We start from the raw sequence: 18,475 nt of genomic DNA on the forward strand, positions 1-18,475 counted from the left end.
ATGGGCGAAGAGCGGCGGGGCCGGGGAGAGAGGTTGGGCATGAGCGAAGATAACCGGAATGCCTCACGTCGCGTCGTCGGATTGCCCGCCGGCTCCGTATACTTAGCCAATTTTCCCCGCTTTCCTATGCCCGATTCCACTCAACCAACCCCCAACTTCAACGGCTTCGTGCGGGTGCGCGGGGCGCGGGAACACAACCTCCAGAACGTGGACGTAGACATTCCCCGGGATGCGCTGGTGGTGTTTACGGGCGTGTCGGGGTCGGGGAAGTCGAGCCTGGCGTTTGGGACCTTGTACGCCGAGGCCCAGCGGCGCTACCTGGAGTCAGTGTCGCCGTACGCGCGGCGGCTGTTTCACCAGATGGCCGTGCCCCAGGTACAGTCCATTGACGGGCTGCCGCCGGCCGTGGCCTTGCAGCAGCAGCGCGGCACGCCCACCACGCGCTCCTCAGTAGGCTCCGTCACCACGCTTTCCAACCTGGTGCGGATGCTGTACTCCCGGGCCGGCGACTACCCGGCGGGGCAGGGCATCATCTACGCCGAAGCTTTTTCCCCGAACACGCCCGAAGGGGCCTGCCCGACCTGCCACGGCCTGGGCCGGGTGTACGAAGTGACGGAAGACAGCATGGTGCCCGACCCCTCGCTCACCATCCGGGAGCGGGCCATTGCCGCCTGGCCGCAAGCCTGGGGCGGCCAGAACCAGCGCGACATCCTCGTGACCCTGGGCTACGACGTGGACGTACCCTGGCGCGAGCTGCCCCAACAGCAGCGCGACTGGATTCTGTTCACCGAGGAGCAGCCCGTGGTGCCCGTGTACCCCGGCTACTCGCCCCAGGAAACCCAACGCGCCCTCAAGCGCAAGGAGCCGCCGAACTACATGGGCACCTTCACCAGCGCCCGGCGGCACGTGTTGCACACCTTCGCCACCACCCAAAGTCCGCTCATGAAAAAGCGGGCCTTGCAGTACATGCTCAGCCAGCAGTGCCCCACCTGCCAGGGCAAGCGCCTGCGCCGTGAGTCGCTGAGCGTGACGTTTGCCGGGCTGGACATTGCTGATTTCTCGGGGCTGCCGCTCAAGCGGGTCGAGGCCCTCATCCGGCCCTTTGCCGAGGGCCACGCCCAACCCCAGGCCCACGACCAGGACCACCCTGAGCAAGCCGAGGTAGCCCGCCGCATCACCCAGGACTTGTGCGCCCGCTTGGCCGTGCTGCTGGATCTGGGGTTGGGGTATCTGTCGTTGGAGCGGAGCACGCCCACGTTGTCGCCGGGGGAGCTGCAACGGCTGCGGCTGGCTACCCAGCTGTATTCCAATTTGTTCGGGGTGGTGTACGTGCTCGATGAGCCCTCGGCTGGCCTGCACCCTTCCGATACTCAGGCGCTGCTAAAAGCTTTGGCCGGACTGCGCCAGGCCGGCAACTCTTTGTTCGTGGTGGAGCACAACCTCGACGTTATCCGCCAGGCCGACTGGCTGGTGGATGTGGGCCCGGCGGCCGGGGAACTGGGCGGGCAGATTCTGTACAGCGGGGAGCCGGCGGGGCTAGCCAGCGTGGAAAACTCGCAGACCCGCCGCTTTTTGTACCCGGCCGCCACCGGGCCGGCCGCTGCCCGCGCCGTGCGGGAGCCGGCGGGCTGGCTGCGGCTGGAAGGCATCAGCCGCAACAGCCTCGCCGGCCTCGACGTGCAGTTTCCGCTGGGCGTGCTCACTACCGTCACGGGCGTGTCGGGCTCCGGCAAATCCAGCCTAGTGAGTCAGGTGCTGGTGGAGCTGGTGGGAAAGGAATTAAACATGAAGAATGATGAATTAAAAATTGAGGTGGATGACTCTGACGAAGACATTTTTAATTCCTCATTGCTCCCTGCTCATTCCACAGAGGGCCGGATTGTGGCGGGGCTGGAGAGCATCCGGCGGCTGGTTCGGGTGGACCAGAAGCCCATTGGCCGCACGCCGCGCTCCAATATGGCTACCTACACCGGCCTCTTCGACCACGTGCGCAAGCTGTTCGCGGCCACGCCCGAGGCCCGCAAGCGGCGCTACGACGCCGGGCGTTTCAGCTTCAACGTGGCCAAGGGCCGCTGCGAGAACTGCCAGGGCGAAGGGTTTGTGATGGTGGAGCTGCTGTTTCTGCCCAGCGTGTACGCGCCCTGCCCGGTGTGCCACGGGGCCCGCTACAACGCCAAAACCCTGGAAATCCAATATCAGGAGAAGAATATTGCCGAGGTGCTGCACTTGACCGTGGACGCGGCCTGGGAGTTTTTCCAGGACGATGCCGCCGTGCACCGGGCCCTCACGGTGCTGCGCGAAGTGGGCCTGGGCTACCTGCGCCTGGGCCAGCCGGCCACCGAACTGAGCGGGGGCGAGGCCCAGCGCATCAAGCTGGCCACCGAGCTGCAACGCCCCGGCCGGGGCAATTCCCTCTACGTGCTCGATGAGCCTACCACCGGCCTGCACCCCGCCGACGTGGAGCGCCTGCTGCTGCAGCTGCAGCGCCTCACCGACGCCGGCAACACCGTCATCGTGGTAGAGCACGATATGCGCGTGGTAGCCGCCTCCGACTGGGTGCTGGACATGGGCCCCGGCGCCGGCGACGAAGGTGGCCAGGTAGTAGTGCAGGGCCCGCCCGCCAAGGTAGCGGCCAACCAGAACAGCAAAACTGCTCCGTTTCTGCGGCGGTTTTTGGCGGGGTAGGAGCGCCTGCTTGGCAGGCGGTACACCCCGTGCCGGCTGCAACGACATCGGGCCATCATCACAACGAACCGTGAACTGGTGGTGAAAAATGTGCCCGTATTGGTTCCAGGGCTGATGGGGGCTGGTGGGCCGGGGTAGGCTGGCTATTGTCGGCATAATAAATCGTACCTTGGAGAAAAGCCCTGCTTCTGCCAGGGCTCCAGCTTTGCCAAGGCGGCCTTGCGCCGTTCAATTATTCGGCTGACAGCTGCTGCGCACTCCGCCCCGCCTTCCGGTCCGGCGTCCCACTCACGGGTTTCTTCCATGTCCTCGTTTTATCAGCCCGAAGCCCCGCTGTTACAGGCGTTTGGCTTCACGCAGTTTGCCTCTCCGGCGGGGCAGGTGCGCTACAGCCGCCCCAGTGAGTGCGGCCAGGAAACTATAGTGCTCTACACCGACGGAGAGCTTACGCTGCTCGAAGCCGTGAATGGCCAGCTGCTATACTGCTTTCAGGGGCGGCTAGCCTCGGAGGCGGAGCTGCGTGTGCTGCTGCGGCAAGTGAACTGGCCCGCTGAAGTACAGCGCGCCTGAATATTCCCCTTCATCCTTTTCTGCCTTTTTCTCACTCATGACCGATTCTTACTTGCGAAGCCTCGGCTTTACGACCACCGACGACAGCCAGGGCGCTCAGCGTCCGGCCTTTGCTCAGGCCTGGCGCTACCAGCACGACAGCCTGGCCAACGATGGTAGCCGCCTGTTTATTGAGCATCCGTTGGGTATTGATGCTTGCCGGCTCAGCCTGCTGGCGGCACCATTAGCAACCCAAGATATCGCCGCCACCGTGAACCTGCACGACCGGCCGGGGCTGGAAGCGGCTATTCAGGCGTTTTTCACGGCGCACGGTGGGGTAGGGGTGGCCGCCCCTCGTGCTGTTCCCAATGTATTCCGCCCCTTTCGGCGCAAGCTGTAACGCGAAGCCATCTGCATCTACCTTCACTGTCTTTTCTAATTCATTCATGGATACCGATTTACAAGTAAGCTTGGCCAATAATGCCAAGGAGTGGCTAGCGCTTTCCCTGTCAATTTCCTCCGCTGAAAAAGAGGCCTTTGCTAAGGTGCACGATGGGTTTTTTACTACCTATGGGGCTGCTTTCATGGCCCACGTGTACCGCCTCACGTTCGAGCTGGCTTTGCAAAGCATGCCTGAGCAGGAGCGTAGCCGCTTGCTGCTGACCTTTCGCCAGGAGTTGGATAGGGCTATTGACGAACATTACATTTCTATCCGGCCCTGATCGAGTCGGCAGGACTGGCTTCAGCCAGCCCTGCCGACTCTTCCGGAAGAGGCGCAGCTCGCATCGGTAACCGGACTCATTTGTACCCACCCACTAACTCCTGATGCAACTTTGCCGGAACGCGCACTACCCCAGTTGCGAATACAACTGGGGTAGTGCGCGTTCCGGCAAAGTTGCATCAGGAGTTAGTGGGCTACCACCAGCCGCTGCACCGTTACGGTAGTTCCAACCTGAATGCGTACCAGGTAGGTACCAGTGGTCCAGGTGCTGGTATCGAGGGTGGGGCGGCGGCCACTTACCGACACGCTGTGCACCAGCTGGCCCTGCATCGTGTATACCAGTATCTGGGCCGGCTCGGCTGTTGAAAGTGCCAGCGTAACCTGCCCGGTGGTGGGGTTAGGATAGAGCCGGAGCGTGGCCTCGGCGGTGGCAGTAGCGGTAGCCGTTATCTGAGTGGGGACGAGCTGGAGCAGCCAGGTCTGGTTGGTGCCCAGTGCCCCCAGGCCCGGCGTCCAGCTGCTGAAACCGCCCTGGGCATCGAGGGTGACGGTGCCGGCTGGCTGGCCGGTGAGGAGCTCCGTGGCCTGGTATACGCCGGCGGGCAGGGTGGAGAGGGGTAAGGAAAGCGCCGGGCTGAGTGAGGTGCCCAGGTTGGCTACCGTTAGCACCGCCTGCTGCTGGTGTACGCGGGCATAGCCAAGCACACTGCCAGCGGCAGAAACAGGCAGCAGGTAGCCTTTGCGCAGGGCTTCGTGGGTGTTGCGCAGGCGGATAAGCTGCTTGTAGTGATTAAGTAGGGAGGCCGGGTCGGCCTGCTGGGTAGCCACGTTGTACTGGCCGTAGTTGCTATTAACGGCGCGCCAGGGCAAACCGGTAGTAAAGCCAGCCTGGGAGCCGGCCGTCCACTGCATGGGTTTGCGCTTGTTCTCATCTACCCCCGCGCCTAGCATACCTATTTCCTCGCCGTAGTACAGGAAGGGTACCCCAGGTAACGTGAGGTAGAGGGCCGCGGCCTGCTTCATGCGGGCCAGGTTGCCGCCCAGCTGATCGAGCACCCGGTCCTGGTCGTGGTTGGTGAGGAAGGTGCCGTACTGCAGTTTGGGGTAAGAGCGGTCCACGGTGGCCAGCTGCGTGCGCAGGGCGGCGGGGTTGCCGGCATTCAGGCTGCTGATGATGGCCGCGGCCTGATCGAACTCAAAGCAGGCATCGAGGCGCTGGTTCAGCACGTAGGGCACCACGGCCGCCGTATTCGTCCAGGCTTCCCCAATGGTAAAGGCGCTGGGGTTTACAGCCCGCACCGAGTCGTGAAATTCTTCCAGAATGCCCAATGTTTCGGGCGTGTTTTCCAGGGTGTTGCCGTTTTCCACCAGGTATTTCACCGCGTCCAGCCGGTAGCCATCCACGCCCTTGCGCAGCCAGAATCGGGAGGCATCCCACATGGCGGCTTTCAACTGGGGGTTGCGCCAGTTCACATCGGGCATGCCGCTCCAGAACACGCCGTAGAAGTAGCTGCCATTGCGGGGATGCCACACCGTACTGCCGCCCGGCCCCGTACCCGGCACCGTATTCGACCACCGAAACCAGTCACGGTAGGTATTGCCGGGCCCGCTGGCCGCCTGCTGAAACCAGGGGTGCTGGTCGGAGGAATGGTTTAGCACCAGATCAATAATCACCCGGATACCCCGGGCGTGTGCTGCCGTCAGAAAAGCTTCGAACTCAGCCATGGTGCCATAATCGGGCTCGGTGGCTTTGTAATTGGTCACGTCGTAGCCGTGGTAGCTGGGGCTTTCCATCATGGGCATCAGCCAGATACCGGTGATGCCCAGGTCGGTGGTAGTGGTGGGGTTGCCGTCGTTGAGGTAATCGAGCTTCTGCGTGAGGCCTGCAAAGTCGCCCTTGCCATCCCCATTGCTGTCATAAAAACTGCGCACAAACACCTCGTAGAATACGGCATCATTCCACCAGTGAGTGGTGTAGTCGGTGAGACCAGGCGTGCAGGTCTGGCAGCTGCCGAAGCACACGGCCGGCATGGTGTTGGTGGCGGCCGTGGCCTCATATACGCGGGCCAACGCACCGCTGGCATCGGGGGTGCCGCAGGTAGCCGGCACGGTTTCCACGCCGCTCAGCGCGTTGCCATTTACGAAGCGGTACTGAAACCGGACGGGAGCCGGCAGGGCAATCTGCACCTCGTACACCCCGTCGCCGTTGTCGTCGGAGAGGGGCAGGGCGGTGGCGTCGCCCTCCAGGCCGTAGCCGGCCAGGGGCTGAAAATTACCGACAACGTGTACTCCGGTCCGGGCCACGGTCTGGCCGCGCATGTTCACGGCAAAGCGCACCTGCGTATTGCAACCGCCAAACAGCAGGCTGGGCAGGCGCAGGGTGCTGCCGCCCACTACTACCTGCCGGTTCACGTTGCCGCTGCCATCGGTAACGCCGCAGCTGGCGGGGGGTAACTCGGCTCCACCCCAGGCGTTGCCGTTCACAAATTTGTAGAGGTAAGTACCCGCCGGCACGTTCACCGTCACCTCATACACCCGGTCGTTGTCGGGGTCCGTGAGCAGGGTGGTGGCCGGGTTCCAGTCGGCCGCGTAGCCGGCGGCGGCCTGGAAGTTGCCGGCTACGTGCACCCCGCCAGCGGCCACCGTCTGCTGGCGCATATCCACCCGGAAGGTAAGCTGCACGGCCCGGGACCCCAGGCTACTGAGCAATAGGGCAAAGAGTAAAAGGTGTTTCATGCGGGGAATAGCAAAAAATGAAAGATTGTAAAGATACCAGTAAACCAGGTTGGCTAGCCGCAAAAAAAAAGCCCACCCGGCACCAGTAGTTTACCGGTACCAAGTGGGCTTCTTTGCAGCTGACGAGTGCGCCTGCGGTTGCCTACTCAAACACGATTGTTTTATTGCGGTGTACTGCCACCTGCTCCCGAAATACCAGGGTAAGGGCGCGGGCCAGGGTCAGCTTTTCCACGTCGCGGCCGGCCTGGGCCATGTCGTGGGCATTTTGAGTATGGTCCGTGGGAATGACGCTCTGGGCAATAATGGGGCCCTGGTCGAGCTGATCCGTGACAAAATGGGCCGTGGCTCCGATGCTTTTCACGCCCCGGGCATAGGCCTGGGCGTAGGGGCTGGCCCCAATGAAAGCCGGCAGAAAGCTGTGGTGAATGTTGATGAGTCGCTCCGGGAAATGAGCTACAAACTCCGGCGACAAAATCCGCATGTAGCGGGCCAATACTACAAACTCGGGGTCATAGAGCGCAATTTGCCGAAGCACCGCCGCCTCGTGCGCTTCCCGGGAAATACTCTCGGCGCCGATGTGATGGTAGGGCACATTCAAGCGCTCGGTCAGCTCGCGCAGGTTGTCGTGGTTGCTGATTACGGCCAGAATATCGGCCTGCAGCTGCCCGAAGAAATGCCGCACCAGCAACTCCGACAGGCAGTGGTGCTCCTTGGTGGCCAATACTACTATGCGCCGGGCCCGGCTGTCGCGCAGGCGGATGCGGGCCGCTATGGGCAGGGCCGCCCGCAGGTCGTGCAGCAAGGCCTCGGGCTCACAGGGACCCTCAAACTCGGTGCGCATGAAAAAGTGGCTGTCCTCCCGCTCCACAAACTCGCCATTGCGCAGCACGTTCAGGCCGTGGCGGTACAGCACCTCCGTAATACGGTACACCAGCCCCGGCTCATCGGGGCAGTCAATCAACAGAAAATGAACCATGCGGGTGGGGTAGAAAAATACGGGGTGCAAGATACGGGCAAAGGCGCGGCCAAGCCGGAAATTAGCCGGAAGCCCGGAACTATAGTATGAAAGCTGCAGTATCTGTTCGTTCTTTGGGCGGCAAAAGCGGCGGCAGTCCAGTACGGCCGGTGTTACCTCCTGTATAAGGTTATTCGCCCCGGTTTGGGTGGGGCGAGAACCAGTCTTTTCTCAACTTATTTCAGCAAATGAACCAGAAAAACCAGCGTATTGCCCTGATTACGGGAAGCACCGGCGGCATAGGTACCGCCTTGTGTCGCAAGCTAAGTGAGGCCGGCTACCGGGTGGTTGGCAACTTCCGTAATGAGGAAAAAGCGGCTTTGTTGCAACAGGAGCTGGACAAAGACGGCCACCATATTGAGCTGGTACATGGCGATGTAAGCAACTTCGACTCCGTGGGCGAGATGGTGCAAACGGTAGAATCAACTATCGGCCCCATCGATATCCTCATCAACAACGCGGGCATCACCCGCGACACATCCTTCGTGAAGATGAGCAAAGCTGATTGGGATGAAGTGCTCAATACCAACCTCAACAGCGTATTCAACTGCACGCGCCACGTAATTCAGGGTATGGTAGAACGGCGGTTTGGCCGGATTATCAATATCTCATCCATTAATGCGCAGAAGGGCCAGTACGGTCAAACCAACTACTCCACGGCTAAAGCAGGTATGCACGGCTTTACCAAGTCATTGGCCCTGGAGGTGGCTAAATATGGCATTACGGTAAATACCATTTCGCCCGGCTACATTGAAACGGAAATGGTAATGGCCGTGCCGGAAAACATTCGGGAGCGGATTATTGCCCAGATTCCGGTAGGCCGGTTAGGTGGTCCTACGGAAATTGCCGAGGCCGTTGCCTACCTTATTTCCGATACCAGTGGCTTCATTACGGGTTCCAACCTGGCCATCAACGGCGGGCAGCATATGTCGTAAGGCAGGCCCGCGCCAATTATTTAAGGCTACTGTACAAAACGCCCCGCAGCATAAGTTGCGGGGCGTTTTTATGTGGGTTTGCAGGTCGTGGATTATCGGCAGTATTTAGTAGCCACCCAGGCAACGTACTTGCTGAACGATGCAGCGCGAAGCACTGTAGCATTCCGGCCACACCCCGCATCAGTACAGCCGGAGCGGCCAGGCATTTTCTAGCGCCCGCCAATGCAGGCCGCAGGAATTACCGCTGGCAGTCCTCACAAACGCCCGCCAGCAGATAGTCGCGGGTTTGGGCCTGAAAGTTGGCGGGCAGCGTAACGGCCGGAATAGCTACCTGATTGAGGCAGTAAATGTGCTGACAGGTAGTGCATTTGAAATGCACATGGTCGTCGAAGTGACCATGGGCAGTGCACTCCATGGTGCAGGCCGCGTAACGCACCGTGTCGGTTGTATCGATTACGCGGTGGATAAGGCCGCTTTCTTCGAAGGTTTTCAGGGTACGATACAGCGTAATCCGGTCCAGGTCGCCGCTTAACTGCTGCTCAACCTCGTGGCCTGATAGCGCAAAGGGAGAGGCCGACAATACCTGCAGCACTGCCCGGCGTACGGGCGTGTGGCGCAGCTTGTGCCGGGTAAGCGTTTGTGAAATACGGTCGGGGCTAGCCATAGAGGGCAAAGATACGGGGTTGCCGGCCGCCTACACACTACGCCGATTCCTGGGCCGGGTGGCCACAGAAAAGCCCCGACTCGTCAGCCGGGGCTTTGTGTTGCAATAGGAAGCTCTTGCCGGCAGACACACACCTGTAACTGCCTGGCAAGACGAAGCTACGTAAAACCTCGTCAGAACGTTGTATTATCCGGATAAAATACATTAAAGAAATTTATTATAATCTGATTGTCAGACGTGTACGGAGTAGTGAATGTTTAACGTGAATACCGCGCCTTACTGGGCTCGTTTTAGGCCGGCCGTGGCGGTAACATCGTTTGGCCGAATCAACAGGGCCTTGCTATACAGCACCCGAGCTTCATTTTTCCTGCCCAGGTTCAGATACGTTCAAGCCAGGGAGACATTCGCATCGTAATCGAACGGATACAGATTCACCACTTTTCAAAATAGCGGGCAGCCTGAGTGTAGGCCTTTCGGTTGAGGTAGATGACACCCATTCAGTAGTTTGCCTGGGTATTCTGCTCATCGATTCTTAGAATGGCCTGATAGGTAGCCAACATCTTATCTACCTGATTCAGGGAGTTGAGCGGCTTGATAAGGCCAAATTTGGGTGTCCTGGGCATCGGGGTGGGTAATTCTCTGTGCGGTAAGCAGCCCAATTTGCCAGAGTCCAGGAGCATCACCAGCCAAAACCTACTTAATGGATAAACAGCCCCTTTGTAGCAAGTAGTAGGAAGGTTGCATTCCGGGTTGGGTACGCACCCTAGTTAGAATGATGGGTTTCTGCTTCCGCTGCGGTAGCTAAACCTTGTTTAATGTATCATTTTGATGAATTTTAGAATTTTTATTTAAAATAGTCATATAAATTATTGTTTAAAACATAGATTATGCTTCCTTTGTAGAAACGAAAGTTGCCACGCTCTGATCTGTTCCCACCTGCCTTGTCTGAGTTTCCTGCGCACACCTCACATCCTGCCACATGGAACGTTACCGGCATTACACTGACACCTCCCGCATCATTCTGCCTCTGGTAGATGTGCTGCTTATTTTTGGCGCCTTCCGGCTGGCAGGATACCAGCAGCTGGGCAACTGGGAGTTTGGGGGCTACTACCCGTTCTTCTACGCCATTTTTGCCCTGCTCTGGTGGATCCTGTCCGGGCAGTTTGCCAACCTATACCGCACCGACCGGCTGATTACCTACCCGGAAAAGCTGCTCTACCTTATCCGCACATTTGTGTTGCACGCCGGGGTAGTGTTGCTGGCTATTCCGGTGCTACAGTTGTACTGGCCCCCCGCCGAGTACCTGTTTGCGGTGTATAGCTTTGCCGTAACTGCAGTGGTAGCGGGGCGCTTCCTAATAACGTTCCTGTACCGCACCTACCACCAGCATTTGGCCCGGCCGCACAGCCGCTTCGTGATAGTAGGTGCCGGCCCCAGCGGCCAGGAGCTGTACCGCTTCCTGGAGTCGCACGACCCCATTGCCAACCAGTTCAGGGGCTTTTTTACCGATACGCCAGCCACCCTGCCCCTGGAGCTACGACCCCTGGTACACGGCCGCCTGGCCGACCTGAAAACGTATTGCCTACACAACCAGATCGACGAAATCTACTTTGCCATGCCCCTGGACCGGCGCCAGCTGATTGAAGACCTCTCGCGCTTTGCCGACGACCATTTTCTGTCCTTCCGAATAGTACCTGATTTTCGCGGCACGGTCCGCAAAGATGTGAACGTGTACTTCTACGACCACCTGCCCATTCTTACTATCCGGCACGAGCCCCTGGGTATCCGGGCCAACCTGGCCGTGAAGCGGGTGTTCGATATTATATTCTCGCTGGCCGTAATTCTGCTGGTTTTTCCGGTGGTGATGACGCTGCTGGCTATCTTGATTAAGCTTGATTCGCCGGGTCCCGTCTTCTTCAAGCAGATGCGGCCGGGCAAGCGCAACCAGCTGTTTCCGTGCTATAAGCTGCGTACCATGCGCACCAACCACGGCCAAACGGAGCTGCAGGCCACCAAAGGCGATGCGCGCATTACCCGGGTGGGCCAGTACTTACGCAAGTACAACCTAGATGAGCTGCCCCAGTTTTTTAACGTGCTGCTGGGGCACATGTCGGTGGTGGGGCCGCGCCCCAATATGATTTCCCAGCTGGAGGAGTACAGCAAGCACATTCGTACCTACCAGATGCGCCACGCCGTAACGCCCGGTATTACGGGCTACGCCCAGGTGAATGGCTACCGGGGTGAAACCCGCGAGGCCGGGACCATGGAGAAGCGCGTGGAGTATGACCTGAAGTACGTGGAGAACTGGTCGTTTGGACTCGATATGAAAATTATCGGGCTGACCGTATGGAACATGGTGCGCGGCGAGAAAAACGCCTACTAAAGAGTAGCTGAGAGCCTGAGTAGCTGAGTAATTGTTCTGGGCTGCTGGTGCCGCTTGTACCGCCCGAACGGTTACTCCCTTACTCAGCTACTCCCTTATTCAGTTACTCGCCTTACTCAGGTACTCCCTTACTCAGCTGCTCTATGCTCCCCAAGCTACCCGTTCTGGATTCCTGGATTTCGACTGGCACTGTGGCGGAGTTTGTGGCCGCTATTCTGGAGCTTGGTGCCTTGCGCACCTCGGCGTACGTGTGTTTTGCGAATGTGCACATGGTGGTGGAGGCCCAGCAGGATGCCAGCTTCCGCCGCATTCTGGACGAGGCGGCCCTGGTAGCCCCCGATGGCAGCCCCGTAGCGGCTGCCGTGCAGTGGCTGAACCAGGCTCCCACTCCCCAGCCCCGGGTAGCCGGCATGGATTTGCTGCCGGCTGTGCTGGAAGGCGCGGCGGCCAGTGGGCAGTCGGTGTACTTCTATGGTACCACTTCCGAGGTGCTGGCGGCTATGGTGGCCCGGGCCCGGCGCGAGCTACCGGCTTTGCGCATTGTCGGCACCTGCTCCCCACCGTTCCGCCCGCTTACTCCCGAGGAAGATGCTGCCGAAGTAGCTGCCATCAACGCTGCCGACCCTGATTTGCTGTTTGTGGCCCTGGGCTGTCCACGCCAGGAGCGGTGGATGGCTGCCCACCGGAGCCGCATCCGGGCCTGTATGCTGGGCGTAGGGCAGGCATTCCCAGTGTACGCTGGCCTGGAAAGCCGGCTACCGGCCTGGGCCCGCCGACTCTGGCTGGAGTGGGCCTACCGGCTCTGGCTGGAGCCCCGCCGGCTGTGGCGCCGCTACCTTGTTACCAATACCCGGTTTGTGTACCTGCTGGGCCGCCGCGTGCTAGCCCAACTAGCCGGCCGGCCCGCTCCCCGCACGGCCGTTTAGGCCCCGTCTGCCTCCCACCGTTCCTTCTGTACCTCGTTAAGCAACCATTTTATGGCCGGTCAGGTGCGCGTGTTGAAATTACAGGATAATAAGAATCTAAATTTTACTTATTGTAAAAAATAGTAATAAAAAATATTGACAAGATTATAATAATTGCTACATTTCAGAAACCTTAGCTCAACGTGCATGTGCCCCAGAAACGTGAATTGAGCTTCTCTGTCAATCTTTTCTCCTGGTAGCATAACTCTCAACTTCTGACCCCTATGAAAGCAGTAATTCTGGCGGGCGGCTATGGCACCCGCATCAGTGAGGAAAGCGGCGTCCGGCCTAAGCCCATGGTGGAAATAGGAGGTAAGCCCATACTGTGGCACATCATGAAAATTTATGCCCACCACGGCATCCGCGACTTTGTGGTGTGCTGCGGCTATAAGGGGCACATGATTAAGCAGTACTTCTCCGATTACTTTCTGCACAATTCCGACGTGACGTTCCGCATGGACCGCAACGAGATGCAGATTCATCGCAACCACGCCGAGCCCTGGACCGTGACACTGGTGGATACCGGCCAGGAAACCATGACCGGCGGCCGCCTGCGCCGGGTGCGCGACTACCTGACGCCGGGTGAGCCGTTCTGCCTGACCTACGGCGACGGGGTAGGGGACGTGGACATTCGGGCGGCCGTGCGTTACCACCGCCAGCAGAGCGCGTTGGCAACTCTCACGGCGGTGCGCCAGCCCGGCCGCTTCGGGGTGTTTAACCTCTCCGAGGCCAGCAGCCGCGTGAGCAGCTTCACGGAGAAACCCGAGGGTGGCGAAACGCCCTGGATTAACGGGGGCTTCTTTGTGCTGGAGCCCGAAGTGCTCAACTACATCACCGACGACGATACCGTGTGGGAAAAGGCCCCGCTGGAGCGCCTGGCCGCCGAGGGCCGCCTGGCTGCCTTCCGCCACACCGGCTTCTGGCAACCCATGGACACGCTGCGCGACAAAAATATGCTGGAGGAAATGTGGCAGCAGGGCCGCGCCAAATGGAAGGTGTGGGACAACGCCCCGGAGCCCGTGGAGCCCGACCCCGTGCTGGCCGAAATTCTGGCCTCCCCGCTGGTAGCCCCACCCACCGAGCGGGTGGCCGCCCCCACCATCATGCCCGCCGACTAAGCGGTGAATTTGTGAAGTGGTGAAATGGTGAGTTTGCCGCGCAGGCTACCCCATGTACGTCGTTCCAACCCTAGACTATGCCCGATCCACCACCGAACAGCAAACTCACCATTTCACCACTTCACAAATTCACCTTTCGCCGTATGCAACGCATTCTTATCACGGGTAATATGGGCTACGTGGGGCCCGGCGTCGTGCGCCACCTGCGGCAGCAGTTTCCACAGGCCGAGCTGATTGGCTATGATATGGGCTACTTTGCGCACTGCCTCACCGGGGCTCGGCGCCTGCCCGAGTCGCGCCTGGACCGCCAGATTTTTGGCGACGTGCGCCACCTGCCCACTGGTTTACTCGATGGTATTGATGCCGTGGTGAGCCTGGCCGCCATCAGCAACGACCCCATGGGTCAGACCTATGAGGAAGCGACGCTGGACGTGAACTACCGGGCCAACCTCGAGCTGGCCCGTCAGGCCAAAGCGGCCGGCGTGAGCAGCTTCGTGTTTGCCTCCTCCTGCAGTATGTATGGGGCTGGGGGCGAAGGAGCTAAAACCGAAAGCTCCCAGCTTAATCCCCTCACGGCCTATGCCCGCTCCAAAGTGCTGAGCGAGCTGGACCTGCGCCCCCTGGCCGATGACAGCTTTATAGTAACCTGCCTGCGCTTTGCCACGGCCTGCGGCTGGAGCGACCGGCTGCGGCTGGACCTGGTAGTGAATGATTTTGTGGCCGGTGCTGTAGCAGCCGGCGAAATCAGTATTCTGAGCGACGGTACGCCCTGGCGGCCGCTTATTCATGTGCAGGATATGGCCCGGGCCATTGAGTGGGCCATTGGCCGCCCGACGGAGGTAGGTGGCAACTTCCTGGCCGTGAATACGGGCTCCGACCAATGGAACTACCAGGTGCGCGACCTGGCCTACGCCGTGGCCGAAGCGCTACCCGGCACCCGCGTGACGCTGAACACGGAGGCACCTCCGGACAAACGCTCCTACCGCGTCGATTTTAGCCTGTATCAGGAGCTGGCACCTGCCCACCAGCCCCGCCGGACCCTGGCCGATGCCATTGTGGAGCTGCGCGACGGGCTGCTGAACATGAACTTCCGGGATGCGGCCTTCCGCTCCTCGGAGCTGATGCGCCTGCGGGTGCTAACGGCCCTGCGCGACTCCCACGAATTGGGCGACGACCTGGGCTGGACGCGGGCCGCCGGCCTGCGAGCCGCCGCGGTGCCCGTGCCGGCGCTGCACTAGCCTATTGCCTGCCCTGTATCCACCGTTCGACCACTCCAACCGCTACCACTATGATTTTTACCGAAACCGAACTGGCCGGCGCCTTCATTATCGATGTTGACCGCATGGCCGATGAGCGAGGTTTCTTTGCCCGCTCCTGGTGCGAAGATGAGTTTGCGGCGCACGGCATTCTGATGCCACCTCTGCAAGCCAACGTGTCCTCCAATCCCCGTCGCGGCACCCTGCGCGGTATGCATTTTCAGCTCCCTCCTTACGAGGAAACCAAGCTGGTACGCTGCACCCGGGGTGCCATTTACGATGTAATTGTGGATTTGCGGGAGGAGTCGCCCACGTATGGACAGTGGCTGGGCGTGGAGTTAACGGCCGACTCGTTCCGGATGCTGTTTGTGCCCGGCCGCTTTGCCCACGGCTTTCTTACCCTGCAGGACCATACCGACGTCTGCTACCAGGTATCGGCCAAGTACGCGCCCGGCCACGAGCGGGGCCTGCGCTGGAACGACCCCGCCATTGGGATTCAATGGCCTATTGCGCCCACGCTCATCTCAGACAAAGACCAGCAGCACCCGGATTTCTTCCTGAAGGTGCCCATGGAAGTAGGCGGCTAGCCCAGCCCGGCCAGTACCGGGGAGTAGTCGGGGAGGCAAAAACTCCTCCCTTTCACCCACCACTACCCCGCGGCGCTGCCAACTCACTCTGTAACCCTGAAGCTCATGCTGATTATTGATACTGCCTTACAGAAACGCCAGCGCGAGGGGCGGCCTATCCGGGTAGCCATGGTGGGGGCCGGCTTTATGGCCCGGGGCGTAGCCCGCCAGATTTGCCGCTATGTGCCCGGCATGGAGCTGGTAGCCATTGCCAACCGTACCCCCGAAAAGGCCCGGGCTATTTATGCCGAAGCCGGCGTGGCCGATGTGGTGGAAGTAGGTACCGTGGCCCAGCTGGAGGCCTGCCTGGAGCAAGGGCGCCCGGCCATTACCGACGATGCTCTGCTACTGAGCCGGGCCGCTGGTATTGAGGCAATAATTGAGGTAACCGGGGCCGTGGAGCACGGGGCCCAGGTAGTACTGGAGGCCATCCGGCACGGCAAGCACATCATTCTGCTCAATGCCGAGCTGGACGGTACGGTGGGTCCCATTCTGAAGGTGTACGCCGACCGCGCCGGGGTGGTATACACCGTGGCCGATGGCGACCAGCCGGGCGTGACACTCAACCTGGCCCGCTTCGTGAAGGGGCTGGGCGTAAAGCCGGTGCTTTGTGGCAACATCAAAGGCCTGCACGACCCCTACCGCAACCCTACCACTCAGGAAGGGTTTGCCCGGCAGTGGGGCCAGAATCCCAGCATGGTTACCAGCTTCGCCGACGGCAGCAAAATCAGCTTCGAGCAGGCTGTAATTGCCAATGCCCTGGGTATGCAGGTAGCCCGGCGCGGGATGCTGGGCCCCACCGTGGCGCCGGGCACGCCCGTTACCAAAGCGGCCGAGTGGTACCCCCAGGAACTGCTGCTCAACGGTGGCCCCGGTATCGTGGATTACGTGGTAGGCGCCGAGCCCGGGCCGGGCGTGTTCGTACTGGGTACCATCGACGACCCGGTGCAGCAGCACTACCTCAAGCTGTATAAGCTGGGCCCCGGGCCGCTGTACTGCTTCTACACTCCCTACCACCTCTGTCACTTCGAAACGCCCACTACTGTGGCGCGGGCCGTGCTGTTTCAGGATGCGGCCCTAGCCCCGGCCGGGCCTATGTGCGTGGAGGTAGTAACGGCCGCCAAAGTGCCCCTGCATGCCGGCCAGGTACTGGATGGCATCGGGCACTACCATACGTATGGGTTGGCCGAAAACGCCGATACCACCCGCCTCGACAACCTGCTGCCCATTGGGGTAGCCGAGGGCTGCATCCTGCGCCACGATGTGCCCCAGGACCAGGTGCTTACCTACGACGACGTGTTGCTGCCCGAAGGCCGGCTGATTGACCGGCTGCGCCGCGAGCAGGAAGAGTATTTCCGCGTAGCGTACCCCGCTGGGGCACATACCGCCACCCAGGCCGTGGTTTGAGCGCATTCCGCCTGATCCGACCTTCTATCTACTTCTCCCTAATATGGCTATGGAACAGCTGTCCTCGTTCTCGCCCACCTCTTCACTGGCTGAAATCAGTGTGCAACCCGATTTAGCAGCTGGCGTTACGGAGCTGCAGCGCCACCCGGTGGAGCCGCCTGCCAGCCCTTGCCGGTTTTGTGGCACTCCCCTCGATTTCACGTTTGTAAACCTGGGGACCTCGCCCCTGTGCCAGGACCATGTGCGCCCGCACCAGTTCAACCGGGCCGAGGCCTTTTACCCCCTGCACGCCCGGGTATGCCGGGAGTGTTTTCTAGTGCAGCTGGATGAGTTTGTTACCTCGGCGGAAATTTTTCAGAACGATTACGCCTACTTCTCTTCCTACTCGGCCTCCTGGCTGCGCCACGCCCGCCGCTACACCGACATGGCCACCGAGCGGTTTGGCCTGCACAAGGATAGCTTAGTGGTAGAGGTGGCCTCCAATGATGGATACCTGTTGCAGTATTTTCTGGAAAAGGAAATTCCGGTATTGGGCATTGAGCCGGCTGCCAACGTGGCCGGCTACGCCCAGGCCAAAGGCATTAACACGCTGGTGCGGTTTTTCGGGCGCGATACGGCCCGCTACGTGGCCGAGCTGAGCGGGCAGGCCGACCTGCTGCTGGGCAACAACGTGCTGGCCCACGTACCCGATATCAACGACTTCGTGGCCGGGATGCGCATCCTGCTCAAGCCTGACGGCGTGATTACGATGGAATTTCCGCACTTGCTGCGCCTGATGGAGGGCAACCAGTTCGACACCATCTACCACGAGCATTTCAGCTACCTGTCGTTTTACACGGTGGAGCGCATTTTTGCCCACCACGGGCTTACCCTCTTTGATGTGGATGAACTGCCGACCCACGGCGGCTCCCTGCGCATCTTTGCCCGCCACGCCGCCGATGCTACCCACCCCGTAACCAGCCGGGTGCGGGAGCTGCGGGAACGGGAGTTGGCCGCCGGCGTAACCGACCTGGCGTACTACGCCGATTTTGAGGAGAATGCCAAGGAAACCAAGCGTAAGCTGCTGGAATTCCTGGTGGAGGCCAAGCGGGCCGGCAAAACGGTGGTGGGCTACGGGGCCCCCGGCAAGGGCAACACCCTGCTCAACTACTGCGGCATCCGTACCGATTTTCTGGACTATACCGTGGATGTCAGTCCCCATAAGCAGGGCAACTTCCTGCCGGGTACGCGCATTCCCATCTGTCACCCCGACCGGATCCGGCAGACCCGCCCCGATTACGTGCTGATTCTGCCCTGGAACCTGCGGGAGGAAATTATGGAGCAGATGCAGGATATCCGGGAGTGGGGCGGCCGCTTTGTGGTACCCATTCCGGAAGTGCAGGTGTACGAGTAGTGCCTGCCCACCATCCTCGCTG

The 18,475-nt window shown here is 60.5% G+C and carries 16 protein-coding genes; 12 read left to right on the forward strand and 4 right to left on the reverse strand.

The window, feature by feature from the left end; translation table 11 throughout:
* Positions 1 to 126 precede the first annotated feature (126 nt).
* From EI290_RS15825 to EI290_RS15840, 4 genes are all read left to right on the forward strand, one after another.
* Positions 127 to 2,685: an excinuclease ABC subunit UvrA gene (locus EI290_RS15825; protein WP_125432373.1), complete on the forward strand. Its 2,559-nt coding sequence runs from the start codon at positions 127 to 129 to the stop codon at positions 2,683 to 2,685.
* 303 nt (positions 2,686 to 2,988) lie between these two features.
* Positions 2,989 to 3,255 carry a hypothetical protein gene (locus tag EI290_RS15830; protein WP_125432375.1) on the forward strand — a complete coding sequence of 89 codons (267 nt, stop codon included), beginning with the start codon at positions 2,989 to 2,991 and terminating at the stop codon, positions 3,253 to 3,255.
* A gap of 37 nt (positions 3,256 to 3,292) precedes the next feature.
* Positions 3,293 to 3,634 (forward strand): hypothetical protein, encoded by a 342-nt coding sequence (locus EI290_RS15835; protein WP_125432377.1) that lies wholly within the window; start codon positions 3,293 to 3,295, stop codon positions 3,632 to 3,634.
* A 46-nt stretch (positions 3,635 to 3,680) separates the two neighbouring features.
* On the forward strand, positions 3,681 to 3,956 hold the full coding sequence (locus tag EI290_RS15840; RefSeq protein ID WP_125432379.1) for a hypothetical protein: 276 nt from the start codon (positions 3,681 to 3,683) through the stop codon (positions 3,954 to 3,956).
* Positions 3,957 to 4,141: 185 nt separating this feature from the next.
* Here the strand turns inward: EI290_RS15840 and EI290_RS15845 are convergent, their stop codons facing one another.
* Together EI290_RS15845 and purU are read right to left on the reverse strand one after the other, a co-directional pair.
* Complete coding sequence (locus EI290_RS15845) at positions 4,142 to 6,691, reverse strand: alpha-amylase family glycosyl hydrolase (protein ID WP_125432381.1); 2,550 nt, start codon at positions 6,689 to 6,691, stop codon at positions 4,142 to 4,144.
* Positions 6,692 to 6,833: 142 nt separating this feature from the next.
* Positions 6,834 to 7,667 (reverse strand): formyltetrahydrofolate deformylase, encoded by an 834-nt coding sequence (gene purU / locus EI290_RS15850; RefSeq protein ID WP_125432383.1) that lies wholly within the window; start codon positions 7,665 to 7,667, stop codon positions 6,834 to 6,836.
* Positions 7,668 to 7,894: 227 nt separating this feature from the next.
* On the opposite strand from purU, the gene phbB reads away from it, so the two are divergent.
* Entirely contained in the window at positions 7,895 to 8,641 is a 747-nt protein-coding gene (gene phbB / locus EI290_RS15855; RefSeq protein ID WP_125432385.1) for an acetoacetyl-CoA reductase, read from the forward strand.
* Positions 8,642 to 8,879: 238 nt separating this feature from the next.
* Here phbB and EI290_RS15860 read toward each other — a convergent pair whose 3' ends face one another.
* Together EI290_RS15860 and EI290_RS22875 are read right to left on the reverse strand one after the other, a co-directional pair.
* Positions 8,880 to 9,305, reverse strand: coding sequence for a Fur family transcriptional regulator (locus EI290_RS15860; protein WP_125432387.1), 426 nt, complete (start codon positions 9,303 to 9,305; stop codon positions 8,880 to 8,882).
* A gap of 497 nt (positions 9,306 to 9,802) precedes the next feature.
* The gene (locus EI290_RS22875; RefSeq protein WP_262706461.1) at positions 9,803 to 9,928 is read right to left on the reverse strand and encodes a hypothetical protein; all 126 of its coding nucleotides are present in this window, start codon (positions 9,926 to 9,928) and stop codon (positions 9,803 to 9,805) included.
* Between the two features lie 356 nt (positions 9,929 to 10,284).
* On the opposite strand from EI290_RS22875, the gene EI290_RS15865 reads away from it, so the two are divergent.
* The 7 genes from EI290_RS15865 (at position 10,285) to EI290_RS15895 (ending at position 18,453) form a co-directional block, all read left to right on the forward strand.
* Positions 10,285 to 11,688 (forward strand): exopolysaccharide biosynthesis polyprenyl glycosylphosphotransferase, encoded by a 1,404-nt coding sequence (locus EI290_RS15865; RefSeq protein ID WP_125432389.1) that lies wholly within the window; start codon positions 10,285 to 10,287, stop codon positions 11,686 to 11,688.
* Between the two features lie 143 nt (positions 11,689 to 11,831).
* Positions 11,832 to 12,614, forward strand: a complete 783-nt coding sequence (locus EI290_RS15870) for a WecB/TagA/CpsF family glycosyltransferase (RefSeq protein WP_125432391.1) — start codon at positions 11,832 to 11,834, stop codon at positions 12,612 to 12,614.
* A gap of 263 nt (positions 12,615 to 12,877) precedes the next feature.
* A complete protein-coding gene (gene rfbF, locus EI290_RS15875) occupies positions 12,878 to 13,771 on the forward strand; it encodes a glucose-1-phosphate cytidylyltransferase (protein WP_125432393.1) in 894 nt (297 codons plus the stop codon).
* Positions 13,772 to 13,914: 143 nt separating this feature from the next.
* Positions 13,915 to 15,009 carry an NAD-dependent epimerase/dehydratase family protein gene (locus tag EI290_RS15880; RefSeq protein ID WP_125432395.1) on the forward strand — a complete coding sequence of 365 codons (1,095 nt, stop codon included), beginning with the start codon at positions 13,915 to 13,917 and terminating at the stop codon, positions 15,007 to 15,009.
* Positions 15,010 to 15,059: 50 nt separating this feature from the next.
* Positions 15,060 to 15,614, forward strand: a complete 555-nt coding sequence (rfbC, locus tag EI290_RS15885; protein ID WP_125432397.1) for a dTDP-4-dehydrorhamnose 3,5-epimerase — start codon at positions 15,060 to 15,062, stop codon at positions 15,612 to 15,614.
* Positions 15,615 to 15,719: 105 nt separating this feature from the next.
* On the forward strand, positions 15,720 to 17,060 hold the full coding sequence (locus EI290_RS15890; protein WP_125432399.1) for an NAD(P)H-dependent oxidoreductase: 1,341 nt from the start codon (positions 15,720 to 15,722) through the stop codon (positions 17,058 to 17,060).
* Positions 17,061 to 17,109: 49 nt separating this feature from the next.
* The gene (locus EI290_RS15895; protein ID WP_125432401.1) at positions 17,110 to 18,453 is read left to right on the forward strand and encodes a class I SAM-dependent methyltransferase; all 1,344 of its coding nucleotides are present in this window, start codon (positions 17,110 to 17,112) and stop codon (positions 18,451 to 18,453) included.
* Positions 18,454 to 18,475: the final 22 nt, after the last annotated feature.

Origin of the sequence: Hymenobacter metallilatus (assembly GCF_003944705.1) — a bacterium.
GTDB lineage: Bacteria > Bacteroidota > Bacteroidia > Cytophagales > Hymenobacteraceae > Hymenobacter > Hymenobacter metallilatus.

Coding starts and splice junctions, on each gene's coding strand:
- EI290_RS15825 (WP_125432373.1), top strand. CDS start 127: ATGCCCGATTCCACTCAACCAACCCCCAACTTCAACGGCTTCGTGCGG.
- EI290_RS15830 (WP_125432375.1), top strand. CDS start 2,989: ATGTCCTCGTTTTATCAGCCCGAAGCCCCGCTGTTACAGGCGTTTGGC.
- EI290_RS15835 (WP_125432377.1), top strand. CDS start 3,293: ATGACCGATTCTTACTTGCGAAGCCTCGGCTTTACGACCACCGACGAC.
- EI290_RS15840 (WP_125432379.1), top strand. CDS start 3,681: ATGGATACCGATTTACAAGTAAGCTTGGCCAATAATGCCAAGGAGTGG.
- EI290_RS15845 (WP_125432381.1), bottom strand. CDS start 6,691: ATGAAACACCTTTTACTCTTTGCCCTATTGCTCAGTAGCCTGGGGTCC.
- purU (WP_125432383.1), bottom strand. CDS start 7,667: ATGGTTCATTTTCTGTTGATTGACTGCCCCGATGAGCCGGGGCTGGTG.
- phbB (WP_125432385.1), top strand. CDS start 7,895: ATGAACCAGAAAAACCAGCGTATTGCCCTGATTACGGGAAGCACCGGC.
- EI290_RS15860 (WP_125432387.1), bottom strand. CDS start 9,305: ATGGCTAGCCCCGACCGTATTTCACAAACGCTTACCCGGCACAAGCTG.
- EI290_RS22875 (WP_262706461.1), bottom strand. CDS start 9,928: ATGCCCAGGACACCCAAATTTGGCCTTATCAAGCCGCTCAACTCCCTG.
- EI290_RS15865 (WP_125432389.1), top strand. CDS start 10,285: ATGGAACGTTACCGGCATTACACTGACACCTCCCGCATCATTCTGCCT.
- EI290_RS15870 (WP_125432391.1), top strand. CDS start 11,832: ATGCTCCCCAAGCTACCCGTTCTGGATTCCTGGATTTCGACTGGCACT.
- rfbF (WP_125432393.1), top strand. CDS start 12,878: ATGAAAGCAGTAATTCTGGCGGGCGGCTATGGCACCCGCATCAGTGAG.
- EI290_RS15880 (WP_125432395.1), top strand. CDS start 13,915: ATGCAACGCATTCTTATCACGGGTAATATGGGCTACGTGGGGCCCGGC.
- rfbC (WP_125432397.1), top strand. CDS start 15,060: ATGATTTTTACCGAAACCGAACTGGCCGGCGCCTTCATTATCGATGTT.
- EI290_RS15890 (WP_125432399.1), top strand. CDS start 15,720: ATGCTGATTATTGATACTGCCTTACAGAAACGCCAGCGCGAGGGGCGG.
- EI290_RS15895 (WP_125432401.1), top strand. CDS start 17,110: ATGGAACAGCTGTCCTCGTTCTCGCCCACCTCTTCACTGGCTGAAATC.